Origin of the sequence: Rhizobium sp. Leaf384, assembly GCF_001424065.1 — a bacterium.
Taxonomy (GTDB): Bacteria; Pseudomonadota; Alphaproteobacteria; order Rhizobiales; family Rhizobiaceae; genus Ferranicluibacter.
This window is the reverse complement of sequence record NZ_LMQE01000006.1, coordinates 1-19,896: the sequence shown is the minus strand read 5'-3', so window position 1 is coordinate 19,896 and position 19,896 is coordinate 1. Positions and strand designations below refer to the sequence as shown.

Annotated in this window: 16 protein-coding genes; 13 read left to right on the top strand and 3 right to left on the bottom strand. The window is 64.6% G+C overall.

Translation table 11 applies throughout. From position 1 onward, the window contains the following. The first annotated feature begins 24 nt into the window (after positions 1-24). From grxC to ASG25_RS13685, 3 genes are read left to right on the top strand one after another with little or no spacing between them, the layout of a single operon-like run. Entirely contained in the window at positions 25-282 is a 258-nt protein-coding gene (gene grxC / locus ASG25_RS13695) for a glutaredoxin 3 (protein ID WP_062475712.1), read from the top strand. Positions 283-295: 13 nt separating this feature from the next. Next, the gene (locus tag ASG25_RS13690) at positions 296-1,156 is read left to right on the top strand and encodes a carbon-nitrogen hydrolase family protein (protein WP_062474682.1); all 861 of its coding nucleotides are present in this window, start codon (positions 296-298) and stop codon (positions 1,154-1,156) included. Continuing rightward, on the top strand, positions 1,153-1,581 hold the full coding sequence (locus tag ASG25_RS13685) for a DUF1178 family protein (protein WP_062474679.1): 429 nt from the start codon (positions 1,153-1,155) through the stop codon (positions 1,579-1,581). Before ASG25_RS13690 ends, ASG25_RS13685 begins: the two co-directional genes overlap by 4 nt. Positions 1,582-1,631: 50 nt before the next feature. Here ASG25_RS13685 and ubiG read toward each other — a convergent pair whose 3' ends face one another. Continuing rightward, the gene (ubiG, locus tag ASG25_RS13680) at positions 1,632-2,381 is read right to left on the bottom strand and encodes a bifunctional 2-polyprenyl-6-hydroxyphenol methylase/3-demethylubiquinol 3-O-methyltransferase UbiG (RefSeq protein WP_062474676.1); all 750 of its coding nucleotides are present in this window, start codon (positions 2,379-2,381) and stop codon (positions 1,632-1,634) included. Between the two features lie 231 nt (positions 2,382-2,612). Here ubiG and ASG25_RS13675 point away from each other — a divergent pair, with 231 nt between their 5' ends. The 8 genes from ASG25_RS13675 (at position 2,613) to ASG25_RS13640 (ending at position 15,512) form a co-directional block, all read left to right on the top strand. Further along, positions 2,613-3,866, top strand: coding sequence for an aspartate kinase (locus ASG25_RS13675; RefSeq protein WP_062474675.1), 1,254 nt, complete (start codon positions 2,613-2,615; stop codon positions 3,864-3,866). 69 nt (positions 3,867-3,935) lie between these two features. Continuing rightward, the gene (ptsP, locus tag ASG25_RS13670) at positions 3,936-6,200 is read left to right on the top strand and encodes a phosphoenolpyruvate--protein phosphotransferase (protein WP_062474672.1); all 2,265 of its coding nucleotides are present in this window, start codon (positions 3,936-3,938) and stop codon (positions 6,198-6,200) included. Between the two features lie 101 nt (positions 6,201-6,301). Beyond that, positions 6,302-7,384 carry a peptide chain release factor 1 gene (prfA, locus tag ASG25_RS13665; RefSeq protein ID WP_062474669.1) on the top strand — a complete coding sequence of 361 codons (1,083 nt, stop codon included), beginning with the start codon at positions 6,302-6,304 and terminating at the stop codon, positions 7,382-7,384. A gap of 3 nt (positions 7,385-7,387) precedes the next feature. Then, the gene (gene prmC, locus ASG25_RS13660; RefSeq protein ID WP_062474666.1) at positions 7,388-8,263 is read left to right on the top strand and encodes a peptide chain release factor N(5)-glutamine methyltransferase; all 876 of its coding nucleotides are present in this window, start codon (positions 7,388-7,390) and stop codon (positions 8,261-8,263) included. 408 nt (positions 8,264-8,671) lie between these two features. Next, positions 8,672-9,574 (top strand): DUF4167 domain-containing protein, encoded by a 903-nt coding sequence (locus ASG25_RS13655; protein ID WP_062474663.1) that lies wholly within the window; start codon positions 8,672-8,674, stop codon positions 9,572-9,574. A gap of 700 nt (positions 9,575-10,274) precedes the next feature. Next, positions 10,275-11,789 (top strand): NUDIX hydrolase, encoded by a 1,515-nt coding sequence (locus tag ASG25_RS23480; protein ID WP_244479410.1) that lies wholly within the window; start codon positions 10,275-10,277, stop codon positions 11,787-11,789. 184 nt (positions 11,790-11,973) lie between these two features. Next, a complete protein-coding gene (gene clpB / locus ASG25_RS13645) occupies positions 11,974-14,580 on the top strand; it encodes an ATP-dependent chaperone ClpB (protein ID WP_062474661.1) in 2,607 nt (868 codons plus the stop codon). 152 nt (positions 14,581-14,732) lie between these two features. Next, the gene (locus tag ASG25_RS13640; RefSeq protein WP_062474659.1) at positions 14,733-15,512 is read left to right on the top strand and encodes a formyl transferase; all 780 of its coding nucleotides are present in this window, start codon (positions 14,733-14,735) and stop codon (positions 15,510-15,512) included. Here ASG25_RS13640 and ASG25_RS23250 read toward each other — a convergent pair. Next, a complete protein-coding gene (locus ASG25_RS23250) occupies positions 15,458-15,667 on the bottom strand; it encodes a hypothetical protein (protein WP_062474656.1) in 210 nt (69 codons plus the stop codon). The genes ASG25_RS13640 and ASG25_RS23250 overlap by 55 nt on opposite strands. Positions 15,668-15,724: 57 nt before the next feature. Here ASG25_RS23250 and ASG25_RS13630 point away from each other — a divergent pair, with 57 nt between their 5' ends. Continuing rightward, on the top strand, positions 15,725-16,342 hold the full coding sequence (locus ASG25_RS13630) for a methylenetetrahydrofolate reductase C-terminal domain-containing protein (RefSeq protein WP_156379711.1): 618 nt from the start codon (positions 15,725-15,727) through the stop codon (positions 16,340-16,342). Further along, on the top strand, positions 16,339-17,427 hold the full coding sequence (locus ASG25_RS13625; protein ID WP_062474655.1) for a methylenetetrahydrofolate reductase: 1,089 nt from the start codon (positions 16,339-16,341) through the stop codon (positions 17,425-17,427). The genes ASG25_RS13630 and ASG25_RS13625 overlap by 4 nt, the downstream gene beginning before the upstream one ends. A gap of 148 nt (positions 17,428-17,575) precedes the next feature. Here the strand turns inward: ASG25_RS13625 and ASG25_RS13620 are convergent, their stop codons facing one another. Next, the gene (locus ASG25_RS13620; protein ID WP_062474652.1) at positions 17,576-19,543 is read right to left on the bottom strand and encodes a M23 family metallopeptidase; all 1,968 of its coding nucleotides are present in this window, start codon (positions 19,541-19,543) and stop codon (positions 17,576-17,578) included. Positions 19,544-19,896: the final 353 nt, after the last annotated feature.

The window sequence follows — 19,896 nt, the reverse complement described above, 5'->3', positions numbered from 1 at the left end:
ACATTCCGAAATCAGGTGTCGCTCATGGCTTCCGTCGTAATCTATACCCGTCAGGCCTGTGGCTATTGCTCGGCCGCCAAGAAGCTTCTGTCCAGCAAGGGCGTCTCGTTCGAGGAGCATGATGCGACCTATTCTCCCGATCTCCGCCAGGAGATGATCGCCAAGTCGAATGGCGGCTCCACGTTCCCGCAGATCTTCATCAACGGCCGGCATGTCGGCGGTTGCGACGATCTGCACGCGCTCGACCGGGCCGGCAAGCTCGACCCGATGCTGGCAGCCTGAGGATCCCCACCGCATGTCCGTTCGTGTCGCCGCCGTCCAGATGTGCTCCGGCACCGCGCCCGAAAGGAACGCTGCCGAAATGGCGGAACTTGTGCGCGACGCAGCGGCACAGGGCGCCCTCTATGTCCAGACGCCGGAAATGACCGGTGCCCTGCAGCGCGACCGCACGGCCCTGCGGGCCGCATTGCGCGGGGAGGACGACGACGTGATCGTGCAGACGGCGCGCCGCCTGTCTGCCGAGCTCGGCATTCACCTGCATATCGGTTCGACCGCGATCGGTCTGTCCGACGGCAAGATCGCCAATCGCGGATTTCTGTTCGGGCCGGATGGCGCAAAGATCTGTCACTACGACAAGATCCACATGTTCGACGTGGACCTCGACAATGGCGAAAGCTGGCGCGAAAGTTCGGCCTATACGCCGGGCGAAACCGCGCGACTTGCCGATCTTCCGTTCGGCCGGCTGGGCTTTGCGATCTGCTACGACGTCCGGTTCCCTGAGCTGTTTCGCCGGCAGGCGGTCGCGGGGGCCGAGATCATGACGCTTCCCGCCGCCTTCACCCGCCAGACCGGAGAGGCGCACTGGGTGATCCTGCTGCGGGCGCGGGCGATCGAGAACGGGTTCTTCCTGATTGCCGCGGCACAGGGCGGGGTGCACGAGGACGGGCGTGAAACCTTCGGACACACGATGATCGTCGATCCCTGGGGCCGAATCCTTGCCGAAGCGGGGCCGGGCGGTGCGGCCGTCATCACGGCCGATCTCGACATGGCCGCCGTGGCCGGCGCCCGTGGAAAGATCCCCAATCTCAAGAATGCGCGCGACTTCTCGCTCGCAGCCGCAGAGGGCGCCCCGACGAGCGGAGGCGTGGCCGCGTGATCCGCTATGCGCTGACCTGCGATGCGGGCCATGGCTTCGAAGGCTGGTTCGGATCGAGTGGCGACTTCGATGCCCAGTCCGAGAGCGGGCTGGTCGCTTGTCCCGTCTGCGGGACCGCCGCGGTCCATCGCGCTCTGATGGCGCCGGCGCTCTCGACCGGGCGGCGCAAGGACACGCAGCGCGGCTTGATGATGGACCAGGCACAGCAGGCCGCTGTGTCCAAGATCCGCGAGATGGTCTCGACCATCCGTGCCAATGCCGAGGACGTCGGCGAGAAGTTTCCCGAGGAAGCGCGCCGCATCCATTATGGTGAAGCGGACGCCCGCGGCCTGATCGGCCGCGCAACGCTCGACGAGGCGCGAGCGCTGATCGAGGAGGGCATCGACGTTGCGCCGCTCCCGATCCTGCCCGACGATGTCAACTGACGGCGCGACGAAGGACGGCGTCATCGCGTTGGCGGGCCACGGCCGCCTGATCAGTCGCGGGGGCGCTTGGCGATCAGCATGTAATTGACATCCATGTCGCGCGAGAGGTTCCACTGGTTGGTGAAGGGGCTGAAGAAGACGCCGGTGCGCTCCGTGATCGTCATCCCGGAGGCTGAAAGCGGCTTTTCGATCTCTTCCGGCCGGACCAGCTTCTCGTATTGATGCGTGCCGCGCGGCAGCCATCGCAGCACGTTCTCGGCGGCGAAGATGGCCAGGGCGGCGGCCTTCATCGTGCGGTTGATCGTGGCAATCACCATCATGCCCCCCGGGCGAACCATAGAAGCGCAGGTGGTCAGGAAGAAATCGACATCCGACACATGCTCGACGACCTCCATATTGAGGACGATATCGAACGTTTCCCCGGCCTCTGCCAGTGCCTCGGCGGTCACCGCTCGGTAATCCACGGAAACGCCGCTCCCGGCAGCGTGTGTCTGGGCGATGCGGATGTTCTTCTCCGAGGCATCGGCACCGACGACATCCGCCCCCATCCGCGCCATCGGCTCGGAGAGTAGCCCGCCGCCGCAGCCGATATCCAGAAGCCGCAGGCCTTCCAGCGGCCGCGGCACCTTCAGGTCGCGACCGAAGGTTTCGGCCGCCCGATCGCGAATGTAGGAAAGGCGGACAGGATTGAACTTGTGCAAAGGCTTGAACTTGCCGTGCGGGTTCCACCACTCTGCCGCCAGTGCCGAGAATCGATCGACTTCGGACTGGTCGATGGTCGTGCGGGCCGCGTCTGTCATGATGTCGTCTCCGGGAATTTCAGGGGTCTCCCGTGAAGTCGTCCGGCACTCCGCACTTGTCAAGGGCTGCGACACGACCGCGCTCCCTGCGGCAAGGCGCCAGGCCCACCCGCGGGCCGTGGGATCCCGCCGGTTCTCCCGGCCATTGCGCGTTTCCGGCAACTTCGCTAAGGAAGCCGCCAACTTCAGCAGGCGCGCGGCGCGCGCAATCTCTGGTACCGGTAGAGGCAGATGGCACGCATCGTGATGAAATTCGGCGGGACCTCCGTCGCAGACATGGATCGCATCCGGGTCGTCGCCCGCCATGTGAAGCGCGAGGTCGATGCCGGCCATGAGGTCGCTGTCGTTGTATCCGCCATGTCGGGCAAGACCAACGAACTGGTCGGCTGGACGCGCGACGCCTCTCCCATGCACGATGCCCGCGAATATGACGCCGTCGTCGCCTCCGGGGAACAGGTGACCTCCGGGCTGCTCGCCATCGCTTTGCAGCATATCGGCATCAACGCCCGGTCCTGGCAGGGCTGGCAGATCCCCATCCGGACGGACAACGCCCATGGCGCGGCCCGCATCCTGGATATTGACGGGTCCGACCTTATCCGCCGCTTCGGCGAAGGCCAGGTGGCCGTCATCGCCGGCTTCCAGGGGCTCGGCCCCGACAACCGGATTGCCACGCTCGGTCGCGGCGGCTCCGACACGAGCGCGGTTGCCATCGCCGCTGCCGTCAAGGCCGATCGGTGCGACATCTATACCGACGTGGACGGCGTCTACACCACCGACCCGCGCATCGTGCCGAAGGCGCGCCGCCTGAAGAAGATCGCGTTCGAGGAAATGCTGGAAATGGCATCGCTCGGCGCCAAGGTCCTGCAGGTGCGCTCGGTCGAACTTGCCATGGTGCACAAGGTCCGCACCTTCGTGCGCTCCAGTTTCGAGGACCCCGACGCGCCCGGCATGGGCGATCTTTTGAACCCGCCGGGAACGCTGATTTGTGATGAGGAAGAGATCGTGGAACAGGAAGTCGTAACCGGCATCGCCTATGCCAAGGATGAGGCGCAAATTTCGCTGCGGCGTCTGAACGATCGCCCGGGTGTTTCCGCCGCGATCTTCGGGCCGCTGGCCGAAGCACACATCAATGTCGATATGATCGTCCAGAACATCTCCGAGGACGGATCGAAGACTGACATGACCTTCACCGTGCCGTCCGGCGATGTCGACAAGGCGCTGCGCGTTCTCGACGCGGAGAAGACCAGGATCGGTTTCGATGCGGTCCAGAACGAATCGGGTCTCGCCAAGGTGTCGGTGATCGGCATCGGGATGCGCAGCCATGCCGGCGTTGCGGCGTCGGCTTTCCGCGCGCTTGCTGAAAAAGGCATCAACATCAAGGCGATCACCACCTCGGAAATCAAAATTTCCATCCTGATCGACGGTGCGTATGCCGAATTGGCTGTTCGGACTTTGCATTCCGTCTACGGGCTGGATAAGAATTAAGCGAAGCGGCCGAAGGCTGCCGCCCGAGGTGTCTGCACCTCCACTCTTTGATCGGGGAGACGTTGCGCGATGAGAGACCTGTCCGGTCCACGCGTTCTTCTCAAGCGGCTGCGCGAACTGATGGCGGAGCCGCTCGAGCCGCAGGAGCGGCTTGACCGGATCGTGCGCCAGATCGCGCAGAACATGGTTGCAGAAGTCTGCTCCGTCTATGTACTGCGCTCCGACGGCGTTCTCGAACTCTACGCCACCGAGGGTCTGAACAAGGACGCCGTGCACCTGGCGCAACTGCAGATGGGGCAGGGCCTCGTCGGCACGATCGCGGCCAGCGCGCGTCCGCTCAACCTGTCCGACGCCCAGTCGCATCCCGCCTTCACCTACCTGCCGGAAACGGGCGAAGAGGTCTATCATTCGTTCCTCGGCGTACCGATCCTGCGCACCGGGCGGTCGCTCGGCGTTCTCGTTGTTCAGAACAAAGCGAGCCGCACCTATCGCGACGACGAGGTCGAAGCGCTCGAGACAACGGCCATGGTTCTGGCCGAAATGGTCGCCACCGGCGAGCTGAAGAAGATCACACGCCCGGGCCTCGAGCTGGACCTGTCGCGTCCCGTGACGATCGAGGGCTCCGGGTTCAACGAGGGCGTCGGCCTCGGCTATGTCGTTCTCCACGAACCACGGATCGTCGTCACCAATCTCCTGAACGACGATACCGACAAGGAGCTTTCGCGACTCGGGGAAGCCTTGGGGTCGCTGCGGATCTCGATCGACGACATGCTGTCGCGGCGCGACGTCTCGATGGAGGGCGAGCATCGTGCGGTGCTCGAAGCCTATCGGATGTTTGCCCATGACCGCGGCTGGGTGCGCAAGCTCGAAGAGGCCATCCGCAACGGGCTGACGGCGGAAGCCGCGGTCGAGCGCGTGCAGAGCGAGACGAAGGCGCGGATGATGCGCCTGACGGACCCTTATCTGCGCGAACGCATGCACGATTTCGACGATCTGGCGAACCGGCTGCTGCGGCAGCTGACGGGCTACGGCGCGCGCGTGTCGGACAAGGATTTTCCGGTCGACGCCGTGGTCGTCGCGCGGGCCATGGGGGCTGCCGAGCTCCTCGATTATCCGCGTGAAAACATTCGCGGACTGGTGCTCGAAGACGGCGCGGTGACAAGCCATGTCGTCATCGTCGCGCGGGCCATGGGCATCCCGGTCGTCGGCCAGGCGGCCGGTGCCGTGGCGCTCGCGGAAAACGGCGATGCGATGATCATCGACGGCGACGATGCCAAGGTGCATCTGCGCCCCATGGCCGATCTCCAGCGCGCCTATGAGGAGAAGGTGCGCCTGCGCGCGCGCCGGCAGGAGCAGTTCCGTGCGCTTCGCGGCGTCGAGCCGGTGACGAAGGATGGCAGTCGGATCCGGCTGCAGATGAATGCCGGACTGATGGTCGATCTGCCGCAGCTCGACGAATCGGGCGCCGAGGGCATCGGTCTTTTCCGCACCGAGCTTCAGTTCATGATCGCCTCGACCATGCCGCGCATGGAAGAGCAGGAGGCGTTCTATCGCAACGTCCTCAAACAGGCCGCCGGCAAGCCGGTGACGTTCCGCACGCTCGATATCGGCGGCGACAAGGTGGTTCCGTATTTCCGGGCTGCGGAAGAGGAAAACCCGGCGCTGGGCTGGCGGGCGATCCGCCTGTCGCTCGACCGTCCCGGCCTGCTGCGCACGCAGCTGCGCGCGATGCTGCGGGCTTCGGCCGGACAGGAATTGCGCATCATGTTGCCGATGGTGACGGAGGTTTTCGAGCTGAAGGCGGTGCGCGAGCTGCTGCAGAAGGAAATCCAGCGCCAGTCGAAGGTCGGCGAGCAACTGCCCCGCAAGCTGCAGTTCGGTGCCATGCTGGAAGTGCCGGCGCTGCTCTACCAGCTGGACGAACTGATGAGCGAGGTCGACTTCGTCTCCGTCGGGTCCAACGACCTGTTCCAGTTCACGATGGCCGTGGATCGCGGCAATTCGCGCGTCTCCGATCGCTTCGACGTGCTGAGCCGCCCGTTCCTGCGCATGCTGCGCGATATCGTGCGTGCGGGCGAGCGCAACGCCACGTCCGTCACGCTGTGCGGCGAGATGGCGTCGAAGCCGCTTTCGGCCCTGGCTTTGCTGGCCATCGGCTTCCGTTCACTGTCCATGTCCCCCACGGCCGTCGGACCCGTCAAGGCGATGTTGATGGCGACTGATCTGGCGCGTCTTTCGCCCGAACTGAACGCGCTTCTGGACGACACCAAGGAAACGCGCACCCCGCGGGAGCTTCTGAAAGCCTTCGCGGCGGAAAACGATATTCCGGTCTAGTAGGGCTCGGACCCGGGACGCGGAAGACCCTCTCTGCCCGGCCGGAGAGGGTCCTTCTTTCTGACATTTGAAATTTGCCGCAGAGCGGCCTGGAGTAAGCATTGGCCACATTACCTGTCGAGAAGATGCGAGAGCTGGAGCGGCGGTTCGGCGAGATCGAGGCACGCATGTCGGCCGGTCCGGCAGCGGACGTCTATGTCAAGCTTGCGTCCGAATATTCCGAGCTTCAGCCTGTCGTCGCCAAGATCCGCCAGTATGAAAAGGCGCGTGCGGAGCTTGCCGACATCGAAACGCTTTTGTCCGACAAGACGACCGACCGCGACATGCGCGATCTCGCGGACATGGAAAAGCCCGAGATCGAGGCCCGGCTGGAGGCGCTGGAAGGCGAAATGCAGATCCTGCTGTTGCCGAAGGATGCCGCCGACGAGAAGAGCGCGATCCTCGAGATTCGCGCGGGCACCGGTGGCTCGGAGGCAGCGCTCTTTGCCGGCGATCTCTTCCGGATGTACGAGCGCTACGCGAGCGACAAGGGCTGGAAGGTCGAAGTGCTGAGCGCCAGCGACGGCGATGCCGGGGGGTTCAAGGAAATCATCGCCACCGTCACGGGGCGCGGCGTCTTCTCGAAGCTGAAGTTCGAGTCGGGCGTGCATCGCGTGCAGCGGGTGCCGGACACCGAAACGCAAGGGCGAATCCATACCTCGGCGGCCACCGTTGCCGTGCTGCCCGAGGCCGAGGACATCGACATCGACATCCGCGCCGAGGACATCCGCATCGATACGATGCGCTCGTCGGGCGCCGGCGGCCAGCACGTCAACACGACCGACAGCGCGGTGCGCATCACCCACATGCCCTCCGGCATCGTGGTCACGAGTTCGGAGAAATCGCAGCACCAGAACCGGGCGAAGGCGATGCAGGTCCTGCGGTCGCGTCTTTACGACATGGAACGGCAGAAGGCGGACAGCGAGCGCTCGGCCTCCCGCAAGAGCCAGGTCGGCTCGGGCGACCGGTCCGAGCGCATCCGCACCTATAATTTTCCGCAAGGTCGGGTGACGGACCACCGCATCAACCTCACGCTCTACAAGATCGACCGGATGATGATGGGCGAGATCGACGAAGTCGTGGATGCGTTGCTCGCTGACTACCAGGCCGATCAGCTCGCCCGTCTCGGCGATCAGCAAGGCTGACCGGTGACCGCGACGATCGACAGTCTTGCCGCCGAGATCCGGACGGCGCTGCGGCAGGCGGATTTCGACGATCCGGCCCAGGAAGCCCGTCTTCTCATCCGCGGCCTGCTGGGCCTAACGCCGACGGAGCTGGTGAGCCGCGGCGGGGATGTCGTGGCGGCGGACAAGGTCGTTGCCGTTCGTTCGGCCATCGCGCGCAGGCTCGCACGCGAACCGCTGCACCGTATCCTGGGTGCGCGGGATTTCTACGGCTTGACCCTGGCGCTCTCGCCGCAAACGCTGGAGCCGCGGCCGGATACGGAAACGCTGGTCGAGGCGATGCTGCCCCATGTGCGCGCATCGGTGGCGCGGCTCGGGACATGCCGCATTCTCGATCTCGGTACGGGAACGGGGGCCATCTGCCTGGCGCTCCTGAACGACGTCGAGCAGGCGACCGGTGTCGGCGTCGATCTCTCGGCCGACGCGCTTTCGACGGCGGCCGCCAATGCCGAGGCGCACGGTCTGTCCGACCGCTTCCGGACCGTCGAGAGCGACTGGTTCGCGGGCGTCGACGGGCGCTATGACATCGTGGTCTCCAATCCTCCCTATATCCGGTCCGACGTCATTGGCGGGCTGGATCCCGAGGTCCGGCTGTTCGATCCGCTGCTGGCGCTCGATGGCGGGGCCGACGGGCTGGACGCCTACCGGATCATTGCCGGTCAAGTGGCCACGGTTCTGGAAGATGAGGGCGTGGTGGGGCTGGAAATCGGCTTCGATCAGAAGGACAGTGTCACCCGCATCTTCGAGGCGGAAGGTTTCGCGCGAACGCATTTCCTGCGCGACCTTGGCGGTAACGACCGCGTGCTCGTCTTCCGCCGTGCCGATGTTGGCCATCGATGACGCATCGGCCTGCAAACCTGTGGGAAAGCCAGCGTTTACTCTCTCTACAACGCGCTGTTCTTTTCGCATATGCAAAGAAAAGGCTTGGAATTGGCAGGGAAGACGGCTAGGTTGCCGCCACGCACTGAGCAGACGGTCAAGGATTTCAGGATTCGTTCCGGTCAGACCTCTCCGCAGGGAATGCTCTTCTGACACAAGAGCTTGGGTCGACAGTGCCTGGTGCGGGTACCTGTTAATTTGACGCCAACCAGCAAGATGCCTTTTCAGGCTGCTGGGTCGCGGCGTGCCTTCTTGCTCTCATTCCCCTGATGTCGGGAGTTGACGGAAGGTGTTTACCACGATGGCCGGAGCCATGAGGCCGGACGCCATATGAACCATCATGATCAAGAGATTTCGGGTGACGATAGGATGAGGCCAGGACAGCAGAACAAGCGCGGCCGTGGGCGTAACAACAACAATAACAACAATAACAATGGCGGCGGCGGCAACAACAATCATAACCGGAAGGGGCAGAACCCGCTCACCCGGACCTATGACAGTTCCGGCCCAGACGTGAAGATTCGCGGCACCGCGCAGCACATCGCCGAGAAGTACACGACGCTTGCACGGGATGCCCAGAGCTCCGGCGACCGTGTCATCGCCGAAAACTACCTGCAGCATGCCGAGCACTACAATCGCATCATTGCCGCCGCACAGGCGCAGATGCAGGAGCGCTTCCAGCGCGACGATCGTTCGTCCTATGATGGCAACGACATGGACGGAAACGACCGTGACGGCATGATGGATGACGATCAGGACCAGGGCTACGACGATCAGCCCGCCATGATCCAGCAGCCGACGCCCCGGCGTGAACAGCCCCGTCAGCAGCAGCCGCAGCAGCAGCGCACCGAGCGCGCGGACCGTCCGGAACAGCGGTCGGATCGCAACGACCGTCCTGTCCAGCCGGAACGCCAGGAGCGCAGCGAACGCGCAGAGCAGGCCGAACGTCCCGAGCAGGCCGAGCGCCCTGAGCGGGCGGAACGCACCGAGCGCGCACCCCGTCCGGAGCGTCAGCCCCGTGGCGAACGTCCGGTCGCTGCCCAGCACCCCGTTGCCGCTGCGCCGGAAACCGTCATTGATGGAACCGGCCCGCAGCCGGAGATCGAAGGCACGCCCGCTGAGGTGGTCATCGAAGAGGAAGCATCCGCAGGCCGTGCCCCGCGCCGCCGCGCCGCCCCGCGCCCCCGTCGTCCGCGTCGCACCGAAGGGTCTGCGGAAGAGGGTGTCGCCGGCGAGCAGCCGGAAGCACCGGTTCTGGCCGACTCCGAATAAGTGGTCGCACGATCATCGTAGTCAAACAGGGCGGCGGCAACGTCGCCCTTTTTCATGGTCGCTGTTCGGGCATACGGCCGAGCGGGCGTCGCGCGGTCGTCCCGCTTCCGTGTCTAGAGGCTTTCGAGACGCAACCCGGGAGCTTGCCGTCTGTCGTCTTCTATTTTCTGAGGTAGCTTTTCGTGCCGGTGTCGGAGAGGCAGAACCTTCCGCCGCGTGGGCCCGTGCAAACGTTGCCGTCCCGGCAGTCACAACCTGTCGCACCGGCGGCCGCAGGGGGCTTCGGCAGGATGTCGAGAAGGCCGACGGTCGCGGAGCACGATTTCCTGCTGGCGCTGATCGAACCGTCTCGGCAGAGGAAACGTTCGCCAAGACAGCGCTCGATCCCGCCTTTCCGTCCACTGCAGGGCGTGTTTCCAGCGGCCGATGCTGGTCCCCCGATGAGGATCAGAAGCGCCAACGTTCCGGCAAGGGTCGAGAGCAGGGTTGCCGGGAAGGCTGGCGGGCGCGTGTGTGGCATGGACAGGGTTCCGCGGTGTCGGCGTGCTGGAGATCTGGCTCTCTCCGGCGTTCGGGATTTCAGGGCGTTTGTCAATTCTTACAAATAGGATGCAATCGGCTCGAAAAGCCGCCGCGCCGGCGTGAATGGGGTAGGGGCGCTTCCGCGCCCGTGTCGGCGTGTGGTGTCTTGGGGGTGACGATGGCTGGGAATGACGAGAGCTGGAAAATCCTGCATTCGCGATCTTTGATCCGCGACCGGCAGATCGACCTCCGTGCGGAGGCCTGCGAAACCTCGACCGGGCTTCGCGTCGATCCATATTATGTCCTGACCTATCCCGATTGGGTGGCGGTCGTGGCGATCACCGCGGATCGGCAGCTGGTCCTGGTCCGCCAGTATCGGCATGCTGTGGGGAAGGCCCTGCTGGAAGCCCCGGCCGGCAGCATGAAGCCAGAGGATGCCGATCCGGAAGCGGCGGCGCGGCGGGAACTTCTGGAGGAAACCGGATATGGTTGTGAGCGGATGGAACCGCTGAGTTCGCTCTATGCCAATCCTTCCACGCAGACGAACCGGGTGCATGCTTTCCTCGCCCACAACGTCGTGCGCGTCGGCGACCAGCAGCTTGACCCGGACGAAGACGGCATGTCGGTCGAACTTCTGCCGATCGAGACCGTGCTCGCCGGTCTGGCTTCCGGTCTGATCGGCCAGTCGATGCATGTTGCAGCCATCCTCCAGGCGATGACGGTGCTGCCCGCGTCGCTGTTACCGGAGACACGGTCCGCGTCCCGTGCCGAGACCCTGCCCACGCCGCCGCTCGCCCGGCCTGCCACGGGCAGCGAGCGCCAGATCGTGGCAGCTGGTGAGGGAATGCGCGTCTTCGGCATCGATTTCACCTCTGCGCCGTCCGGGCGGAAGCCGATAACCTGTGCGGAATGCGTTCTGGACGACGAGACGCTGCGGTTCGTGGCGCTGCATCGCTGGGCGAATTTCGAAGGCTTCACCGCGTTCCTGTCCGCGTCGGGGCCCTGGATTGCCGGTCTCGACTTTCCTTTCGGGCAATCGCGAAAATTCATCGAGACGATCGGCTGGCCTCTCAGCTGGGAGGCCTATGTCGGTCATATCTCGGGGCTCTCGCGAGCAGCCTTCTACGAGACGTTGACGGCGTATCGTCTGCCGCGTGCCGCGGGTGACAAGGAACATCAGCGGTTCATCGATCGCACGACCGGCGGCATCAGCCCGCAAAAGCTGCATGGCGTGCCGGTCGGTCTCATGTTCTACGAGGGCGCCCGCCGGCTGCTTGCGTCCGATGTGCATCTACCGCTGCTGCGGGCGGGCGACCCGGCCCGTGTCGTGGTCGAGGCCTATCCCGGCGTGATGGCGCGGCGGTTGATCGGGCGACGATCCTATAAGAACGACGCGCGCAGCCTGCAGACGCCGGAACTTCTCGCGGCTCGTCTCGATCTCTTCGACCGCCTCTGCGACCCCGCAGGCGATCTGTCCCGCACGGGCCTTCGCATCGAAGCACCGCGTTCGCTTGCCGATGATCCGACGGCGGATGCGTTGGACGCGCTGTTGTGCGCGGTTCGGGCAGGCTGGGCCTATGGGCAGAAAGACAGGGGCTACGGCATCCCGATCGAGGCCGATTCCCTGGAAGGCTGGATCGTTGACCCCGCACTTCTGGACGCTTTCGCGCCGCAGGAAACAATCGCGCGATAAAGCAGAGGCAACGCGAAATCTGCTCTTTAATTCGGCAAAAATGCCTCCCATATCTTTCTTCGAAGCGACACGACGCTGCAACCCGCGGCCTCTTCGTCGCGATACCGGGCTTGCCGATTTCGGGAGCCTGATCCCAACCGCCGGGGCGTGCCGCATGGGCGTTCCGGTCCCAAGGAGGTAGACGATGGATATCGAAAAATATTCCGAACGCGTGCGTGGTTTCCTGCAGTCGGCGCAGACCTATGCGCTTTCGGCCGGGCATCCCCAGTTCACGCCCGAGCATGTTCTGAAAGTGCTGCTCGATGACGACCAGGGCATGGCGGCCTCGTTGATCGAGCGTGCCGGCGGCCGTGCGAAGGACGCGAAGCTCGCCAATGATGCGGCGCTTGGCAAGCTGCCCAAGGTCTCGGGCGGCAATGGCGGCGTCTCGCTTTCGCAGCCGCTGGCAAAGGTCTTCACGACCGCCGAAGAGGCGTCGAAAAAGGCCGGCGACAGTTTCGTCACCGTCGAACGCCTGTTGCTGGCGCTGGCCGTGGAAGCCTCCGCGTCTACCGCGCAGACGCTGTCCAAGGCCGGCGTTACGGCTGCGCGGCTGAACCAGGCGATCAACGATATCCGCAAGGGCCGCACCGCGGACAGCGCCAATGCCGAAGCGGGTTTCGACGCTCTGAAGAAATATGCGCGCGACCTGACGGCGGATGCGCGGGACGGCAAGCTCGATCCCGTCATCGGGCGCGACGACGAAATTCGTCGCACGATCCAGGTGCTGTCGCGTCGGACGAAGAACAACCCGGTGCTGATCGGCGAACCCGGGGTCGGCAAGACCGCGATCGCCGAAGGTCTCGCCTTGCGCATCGTCAATGGCGACGTGCCGGAAAGCCTCAAGGACAAGCGGCTGATGGCGCTCGACATGGGCGCGCTGATCGCCGGTGCCAAGTTTCGCGGCGAGTTCGAAGAGCGGCTGAAGGCCATTCTCTCGGAAGTCCAGGCGGATGCGGGCGAAATCATCCTGTTCATCGACGAGATGCACACGCTGGTCGGTGCCGGGAAGGCCGATGGTGCCATGGACGCTTCCAACCTTCTGAAGCCGGCCCTTGCCCGCGGAGAGCTGCACTGCGTCGGTGCGACCACGCTCGACGAGTACCGCAAGCATGTGGAGAAGGATGCGGCGCTGGCCCGCCGGTTCCAGCCGGTCATGGTCAACGAGCCGGATGTCGAGGATACGATCTCGATCCTGCGCGGGCTGAAGGAAAAGTACGAGCAGCACCACAAGGTCCGGATTTCGGATGCGGCCCTTGTCGCGGCCGCGACGCTGTCCAATCGCTACATCACCGACAGGTTCCTGCCCGACAAGGCCATCGACCTGATGGACGAGGCCGCGTCGCGACTGCGGATGCAGGTCGATAGCAAGCCGGAGGAACTGGACGAGCTCGACCGTCGCATCATGCAGCTGAAGATCGAGCGGGAGGCCCTGAAGAAGGAAACCGACCGCGCCTCCAAGGACCGGCTGGAGAAGCTCGAGCTGGACCTGACGGGTCTCGAAGAGCAGGCCGATGCGCTGACGGCGCGCTGGCAGTCGGAGAAGTCGAAGCTGGGTCTTGCCGCCGATCTGAAGCGGCAGCTGGACGAAGCCCGCAATGAACTGGCCATTGCCCAGCGCAAGGGCGAGTTCCAACGGGCCGGCGAGCTTGCCTATGGCGTCATCCCGAAGCTCGAAAAGGAGCTTCAGGACTCCGAAGCGCAGGACGGTTCCGCCGCCTCCATGGTTCAGGAGGTGGTGACGCCGGACAATATCGCGCACATCGTGTCCCGCTGGACCGGCATTCCGGTTGACAAGATGCTGGAAGGCGAGCGCGAAAAGCTGCTGCGGATGGAGGACGAGCTTGCGCAATGGGTCGTGGGGCAGGGCGATGCCGTCCAGGCGGTGTCGCGTGCCGTGCGTCGCTCGCGTGCCGGACTGCAGGATCCGAACCGGCCGATCGGCTCGTTCATCTTCCTCGGCCCGACCGGGGTGGGCAAGACGGAGCTGACTAAGGCGCTGGCGCGTTTTCTGTTCGATGATGACACGGCGCTCGTGCGCATGGACATGTCGGAATATATGGAGAAGCACTCCGTTGCCCGGCTGATCGGTGCACCTCCGGGCTATGTCGGCTACGAGGAAGGCGGTTCGCTGACGGAATCGGTGCGCCGGAAGCCCTATCAGGTCGTGCTGTTCGACGAGATCGAAAAGGCGCATCCCGACGTGTTCAACGTGCTTCTGCAGGTGCTGGACGACGGGCGCCTGACCGACGGGCAGGGCCGAACCGTGGATTTCCGCAACACGATGATCATCATGACATCGAATCTCGGAGCGGAATATCTGACCGGGCTTGCCGAAGGCGAGGATACCGACAGCGTGCGCGAGCAGGTGATGGGCGTGGTTCGCTCGGCCTTCCGGCCGGAGTTCCTCAACCGCGTCGATGAGATCATCCTCTTCCACCGCCTGAAGCGCGGCGAGATGGGTGCGATCGTCGACATCCAGCTGGAGCGCCTGAAAACCTTGCTGGCCGATCGCAAGATCACGCTGGAGCTGGACGGCGACGCCCGGCACTGGCTGGCCGAGCGCGGTTACGATCCCGTCTATGGCGCGCGCCCGTTGAAGCGAACGATCCAGCGCTACGTCCAGGATCCACTGGCCGAGCGGATTCTCGCCGGCGATATTCCGGACGGATCCGTCGTCAAGGTCCTAGAAGGCTCCGACCGGCTGAACTTCAAGCTGCGCGGCGCCAGCGACGACCGCGCCGCTGCCTGATCCGGAACGTCTTTGGTCGGATCAACGGACACAGGCCTTCCCGGGACACCGGGGAGGCCTTTTCCATGCCGGCGTGCCTTCGCTTTCCTGTCCTTAATCCCCCGGTAAGCGGGATCGGCGACAAAGAGCGTCTGCAGGAGAAGGACGGTCCCATGTCGGAGGCGAAGCGAGATGGCCGGGTGGTCGTGGTCACGGCGGGCGGGCGCAATCCGCAAATCCTGATCAATGCCCTTGCCGGCCGGTTTTCAGAGGTCGTCGTTCTCCAGGAGCCAGCGGAGTCGAAATCCGTCTTTGTCAGAAGACGCGCGCGAAAACTGGGATGGCCGGTCGCTCTGGGGCAACTCATGACGATGGTGGCATCGAAGGTGGGCAAGCGCTGGACCGAGCGTCGCGCCCGACAGATCCTGGAGACCTATGGTGTTTCCGACGCGCCAAATGCCGATGTGCAGAGAGTTTCCATCCCCTCCGTCAACACGGCGGAAGCCTTGGCGGCATTGACGCAGGTTTCGCCCGACGCCGTGCTTCTCGTCTCGTGCCGCATGCTTTCGGCGGCCACCCTGGCCGCGATCACCTGTCCGGTCATCAATTTTCATGCCGGCATCAATCCGCAGTACCGGGGCCTGATGGGCGGGTATTGGGCCCGGGTGAACCGGGACGAGGCAAACTTCGGCGCGACCGTGCATCTTGTCGATGCGGGGGTGGATACCGGCGGCATCCTCTACCAGACCCGTATGACGCCCGCAAAGGCCGATACGATGCACACCTATCCCCTGCTGCAGACGGCGGCGTCGACCGGCATCGTCCTCCAGGCCGTCGAAGATGCCCTGACCGGAGCGCTTCGGCCGGTTGCCGTATCTGCTCCGTCCCGCCAATGGTATCACCCGCCGGTGTGGACCTGGGTCTGGAACGGCGTGACGCGCGGCATCTGGTAGTCCGGTGCGCCGAACGTCGCTTTCGCCTCGGGGGTGTGTCGTGCAAGGATGCGCCCAATCCGGAAAAACCGCGCACATTCCGGCGATGCGAGACCGTTGACGATGAAGCGTTCGGCAAAGGCTGCGGCGCGGCCGATGACGCCCCGCGCGGACATCGACAGCGCTGAACCGAGAGATGCTGAACCGAGAGACGTGGAACAGAGAGACGTGCCATGACGAAACCCACGCCCTCCGATCTGGCGCCGGCTCCCCATCCCATCAAGGGCAATGCGCAGGCCGCCCGCAAGGCCACCACCGGCGCCTACACGCCGGCCGGCGTTTCCCCGAACCGGCGAGGGCAGCGCAGTTTTGCGATTCGCCTTTGGTCCGTGCGCCACGCCCGCCTTCTGGAGTGGGTCTATCACCGCTTCGCCGCGCTTTTTCTGGCGCTGCATCCGCTCTGGCGGGCGATCGGCTATGCCAGGGCCGAAGCGCCGGTTACCGTGGTCGAGCGCGGGGTGAAGGGGCTGCTGTTCGATTGTCGCATGTGCGGACAGTGCATCCTGTCCTCCACCGGCATGTCCTGCCCGATGAACTGTCCGAAGCAACTGCGCAACGGACCCTGCGGCGGCGTGCGCGCCAACGGCAATTGCGAAGTGGAGCCGGATATGCCCTGCGTCTGGGTGAAGGCCTGGGAAGGTTCGCGGCAGATGGACAAGGGCGATGCCATCCTTGCCGTGCAGCCGCCAGTGAACCAGTCGTTGCGCGAGACATCCTCCTGGCTGCGTGTGACGGCGGCGGCCGCCGAGGCCCGTGACACCACGGCCGGATCCGCGGGACGGCCGGCATGAGCGGACGAACGGGAAACCCGCCCGCTTCCCCCGGCGATCTCCTGCCCGGACATTCCTCGCGCGGGCGCCTGGAGCAGGTGCTTCGGCGCGGCGAATTCGCGGTCACGGCCGAGTTGAACCCGCCTGACAGCGCGGATCCGGAAGAGGTCTATGCCCGGGCCGCGGTGTTCGAGGGCTGGGTCGACGGGATCAACGCCGTCGACGCGTCGGGCGCCAATTGCCACATGTCCTCGGTCGGCATCTGCGCGCTTCTGACCCGCATGGGCTACGCTCCGATCATGCAGATTTCCTGCCGCGACCGCAACCGGATCGCAATCCAGGGCGACGTGCTGGGAGCGGCGGCCATGGGCGTCGCAAACATCCTGTGCCTGACGGGCGACGGCGTTCAGGCCGGCGACCAGCCGGGTGCAAAGCCTGTCTTCGATCTCGACTGCATGTCGCTGCTGGAAACGGTGCGGATCATGCGGGATCACGCAAAGTTCCTCTCCGGCCGCAAGCTCACAGCGCCGCCCCGCGTCTTTCTCGGCGCCGCCATCAATCCCTTCGCGCCGCCTTATGATTTCCGTCCCTACCGGCTCGCCAAGAAGATCGAGGCCGGCGCCCAGTTCGTGCAGAGCCAGTATTGCTTCGACGTGCCGATGTTCCGCGCCTACATGGACAAGGTGCGCGATCTCGGCCTGCACGAGCACTGCCATATCCTCGTCGGCGTCGGTCCGATGGCCTCGGCCCGGACCGCACGCTGGATCCGGTCGAACGTGCCCGGCGTGCATATTCCCGATGCCATCATCGCCCGGCTGGAAGGCGCGTCCGACCAGAAGAAGGAAGGCAAGCAGATCTGCATCGACATCATCAACGAGGTGAAGGAGATCAAGGGCGTCTCCGGCATCCATGTGATGGCCTACCGCCAGGAAGAGTATGTGGCCGAGATCGTCCACGAATCCGGTGTTCTCAAGGGCCGCAGGCCCTGGCGGCGGGAGCAGGATCCGGCCGATGCGGGTGTTGCCGAACGGCTGGATGCAGCAAGGGCCGGAGAGATGCAGGATCAGGAAAGCCTTGCCGAAACGGCTGCGAAGCGGCCGCATTGAGGATCGCCCTGCGGCAAGTGTTGCCTACTGCAAGTGTTGCCTGCCGCAAGTCGTGCCTGCGGCACGTCTGGCCTCACGGCCGGTCTCCGGTTGCCGCGTCGCTCAGCGCGGCGCTCCGGTCTACCCGATCGCGGCGCGTGGATCGCCGTCACTGGGTGGCGGCGACCTCGCTGCCATTGTCCTTGGCCAGCAGTTCGTCGATGCGGTGGCGCTCGACCTCGAACTGGGTGAGCGCAGGACCGTCCAGCGACTTGCCGCCGGGAAGGCGGATGCGGAGCGGATCGACGCGGTTTCCGTTGACGATCAGCTCATAGTGCAGGTGCGGGCCTGTCGACAGGCCGGTCGTCCCGATCCAGCCGATGACCTGCCCCTGCGAGACGCGGGCGCCCGGCTTGACGTTCTTGGCGATGGCGCTCTGGTGGTTGTAGGACGAGACATAGCCGTTTGCATGGCGGATCAGCGTCTGGTTGCCGTAACCGCCGCTGTCCCAACCGGCCTTCTCCACGACGCCGTTGCCCGCCGCGATGATCGGCGTTCCCCGAGGTGCGGCCCAGTCCACGCCGGTGTGCATGCGCGAAAAGCCGAGGATCGGATGGCGCCGCATGCCGAAGCCCGACCGGAAGGTGCCGTTGGGAACCGGATTGCGCAGCAGGAACTGGCGGATGCTCTTGCCCATCTCGTTGTAGTAGTCGACGGAATTGTCGTCGGGATCCTGGAAGCGATAGAAGCGCGTCTGCGCATCGCCGAATTTCGCGTTGACATAGAGCAGCTCGGACGTGTCCGTTGCCCGCCCGCTCTCGTCCGCAACCGAGAAGAAGGCTTCCAGGCTGTCGGTTGGTTTCAGCTGCGCCTGGAAATCGACATTGCTGGCCAGAAGCTTCACCAGCTGCGAGACCATGGTCTGATTCATGCCGTAGGAGAGCGCGGCCCGGTAGACGCCGTCATAGACGCGGGGCAGGTCACGTCCGGCCGAGATGGTGGGCGTGCCGTTGTCGTCAAAGGCGGTGTAGACGGCCGACAGCTGCGGCGGTTCCTCGCCGCGCACGAAGCTGCCGTGATCGTCGAGCGCCATGGTCAGCACATGTGCGCCGCCCTTGGCGTAGACGCTCGCGCGCATGACGCGCGCTTCCTCGTTCTCGCCCTTCTGGATGATCCCGATCCGAACGACGTCGCCCTCATGAAAGACGTCGGAATTCAGCGCGGTCTTCAGAACGGCGGCGATATCGGTCGCCTGTGCCTTGGAATAGCCTGCGCCGCTCAGCACGCTCGCCATGTCGGCTTCGCGACGGACCGGAATGACGTCGTCGGCAAATTCGGCACTCTTGTCGTTGATCGTCTCGAAGGGGGTGACCGTCATGTTCTCCTCGACCACACGGGCGGAGAGACCCTGGATCAGGTCGAGGTCAGAAGCATCCGACGCGAAGCGTCGCGGATCCACGTAGAAGAGGGAGGCGAGCTGGGTATTGCCTTCGGTGAGCGCCGCACCGTTGGAGCGGACATTCTCTTCCACCTCGTCGAGCGTCATCGAAGGCCCGAACTTCAATGTCGATCCCTTCAGGGGAAAGTCGACGGTCTTCAGCGCGACCTCGGACTCGACGTCCGAGCCGTAGATGGTGCCGGTGCGCACCGGGGGAGGGGCGGAGGCCGCGTCGTCATTGGAAAAGACCGCAAGCGGATCGAACGACGGATAGGACTCCGAGGCCTGATGGTTGGCGGCAAGCGTCATCTTCACATGCGCGAAAGGCTGGCGGCGCACCACTTCCTTCTCGCCGTCATGGATCATCGTGGAGACCTCGAGGATCGTGCGGTCGGAGGGCTTGGCAACGATCACGGGGGAAAGGATCCGGCCGCCGCGCTTGGCCACCGTCGCCGGTTGCCCGGCGCGCAGACCCGGATCGGCGGATGCAAAGGCTTCCGCCGGGATGGCGAGCTGCTGGCGTCCGTCGAGCGCAGCAAAAAGCGCGACGCCCATCAGCAGGCTGGAGGTGATCCCGGTCAGGAAGGTGCCGGAGAGCCAGCGGAGCGAGATTTCTCGGCGGTCGGGTGCCCTGCGGCCGTCGGCCAGTATGGGCGGCTCGTTGCCCAGCGACCGCATCATGGATTTGTCCGTGATCATGCCAGCTGATCGGGTCCCTGTTGAACGCGCCGGTTCTTATTATAGGCTGCGTATATTGTCCGAAGATGTGCATCTTTCGCGTCCTCGAGTCAAATCGGACACGGCGCATGTCATGCTTTCAGACACCGTGAATGTGTAAAACTGAGGGCGACCCCTAAATGACGGCATCTTTCCTCAGGGTGCCTGGGGAGGGGAGGGGGCTCCAGCCCTTGCCGCACCGGGACTTGTCAGAAAACTGTCATTTTTTTCAGAAACCCTGTTGACGAACGGGCGGGGGTAGCCCTATAACCCGCCTACCAACGAGGGCGGCGGCGCTGCTGGCGACCGACGAACTCGCTCTGAAGTTTCTTGAC

Coding starts and splice junctions, on each gene's coding strand:
- ptsP (WP_062474672.1), top strand. CDS start 3,936: ATGAGAGACCTGTCCGGTCCACGCGTTCTTCTCAAGCGGCTGCGCGAA.
- ASG25_RS13640 (WP_062474659.1), top strand. CDS start 14,733: ATGTCGGAGGCGAAGCGAGATGGCCGGGTGGTCGTGGTCACGGCGGGC.
- ASG25_RS13690 (WP_062474682.1), top strand. CDS start 296: ATGTCCGTTCGTGTCGCCGCCGTCCAGATGTGCTCCGGCACCGCGCCC.
- ASG25_RS13620 (WP_062474652.1), bottom strand. CDS start 19,543: ATGATCACGGACAAATCCATGATGCGGTCGCTGGGCAACGAGCCGCCC.
- clpB (WP_062474661.1), top strand. CDS start 11,974: ATGGATATCGAAAAATATTCCGAACGCGTGCGTGGTTTCCTGCAGTCG.
- ASG25_RS13625 (WP_062474655.1), top strand. CDS start 16,339: ATGAGCGGACGAACGGGAAACCCGCCCGCTTCCCCCGGCGATCTCCTG.
- ASG25_RS13675 (WP_062474675.1), top strand. CDS start 2,613: ATGGCACGCATCGTGATGAAATTCGGCGGGACCTCCGTCGCAGACATG.
- ASG25_RS23250 (WP_062474656.1), bottom strand. CDS start 15,667: ATGTCCGCGCGGGGCGTCATCGGCCGCGCCGCAGCCTTTGCCGAACGC.
- grxC (WP_062475712.1), top strand. CDS start 25: ATGGCTTCCGTCGTAATCTATACCCGTCAGGCCTGTGGCTATTGCTCG.
- ASG25_RS13630 (WP_156379711.1), top strand. CDS start 15,725: ATGACGAAACCCACGCCCTCCGATCTGGCGCCGGCTCCCCATCCCATC.
- ASG25_RS13655 (WP_062474663.1), top strand. CDS start 8,672: ATGAGGCCAGGACAGCAGAACAAGCGCGGCCGTGGGCGTAACAACAAC.
- ubiG (WP_062474676.1), bottom strand. CDS start 2,381: ATGACAGACGCGGCCCGCACGACCATCGACCAGTCCGAAGTCGATCGA.
- ASG25_RS23480 (WP_244479410.1), top strand. CDS start 10,275: ATGGCTGGGAATGACGAGAGCTGGAAAATCCTGCATTCGCGATCTTTG.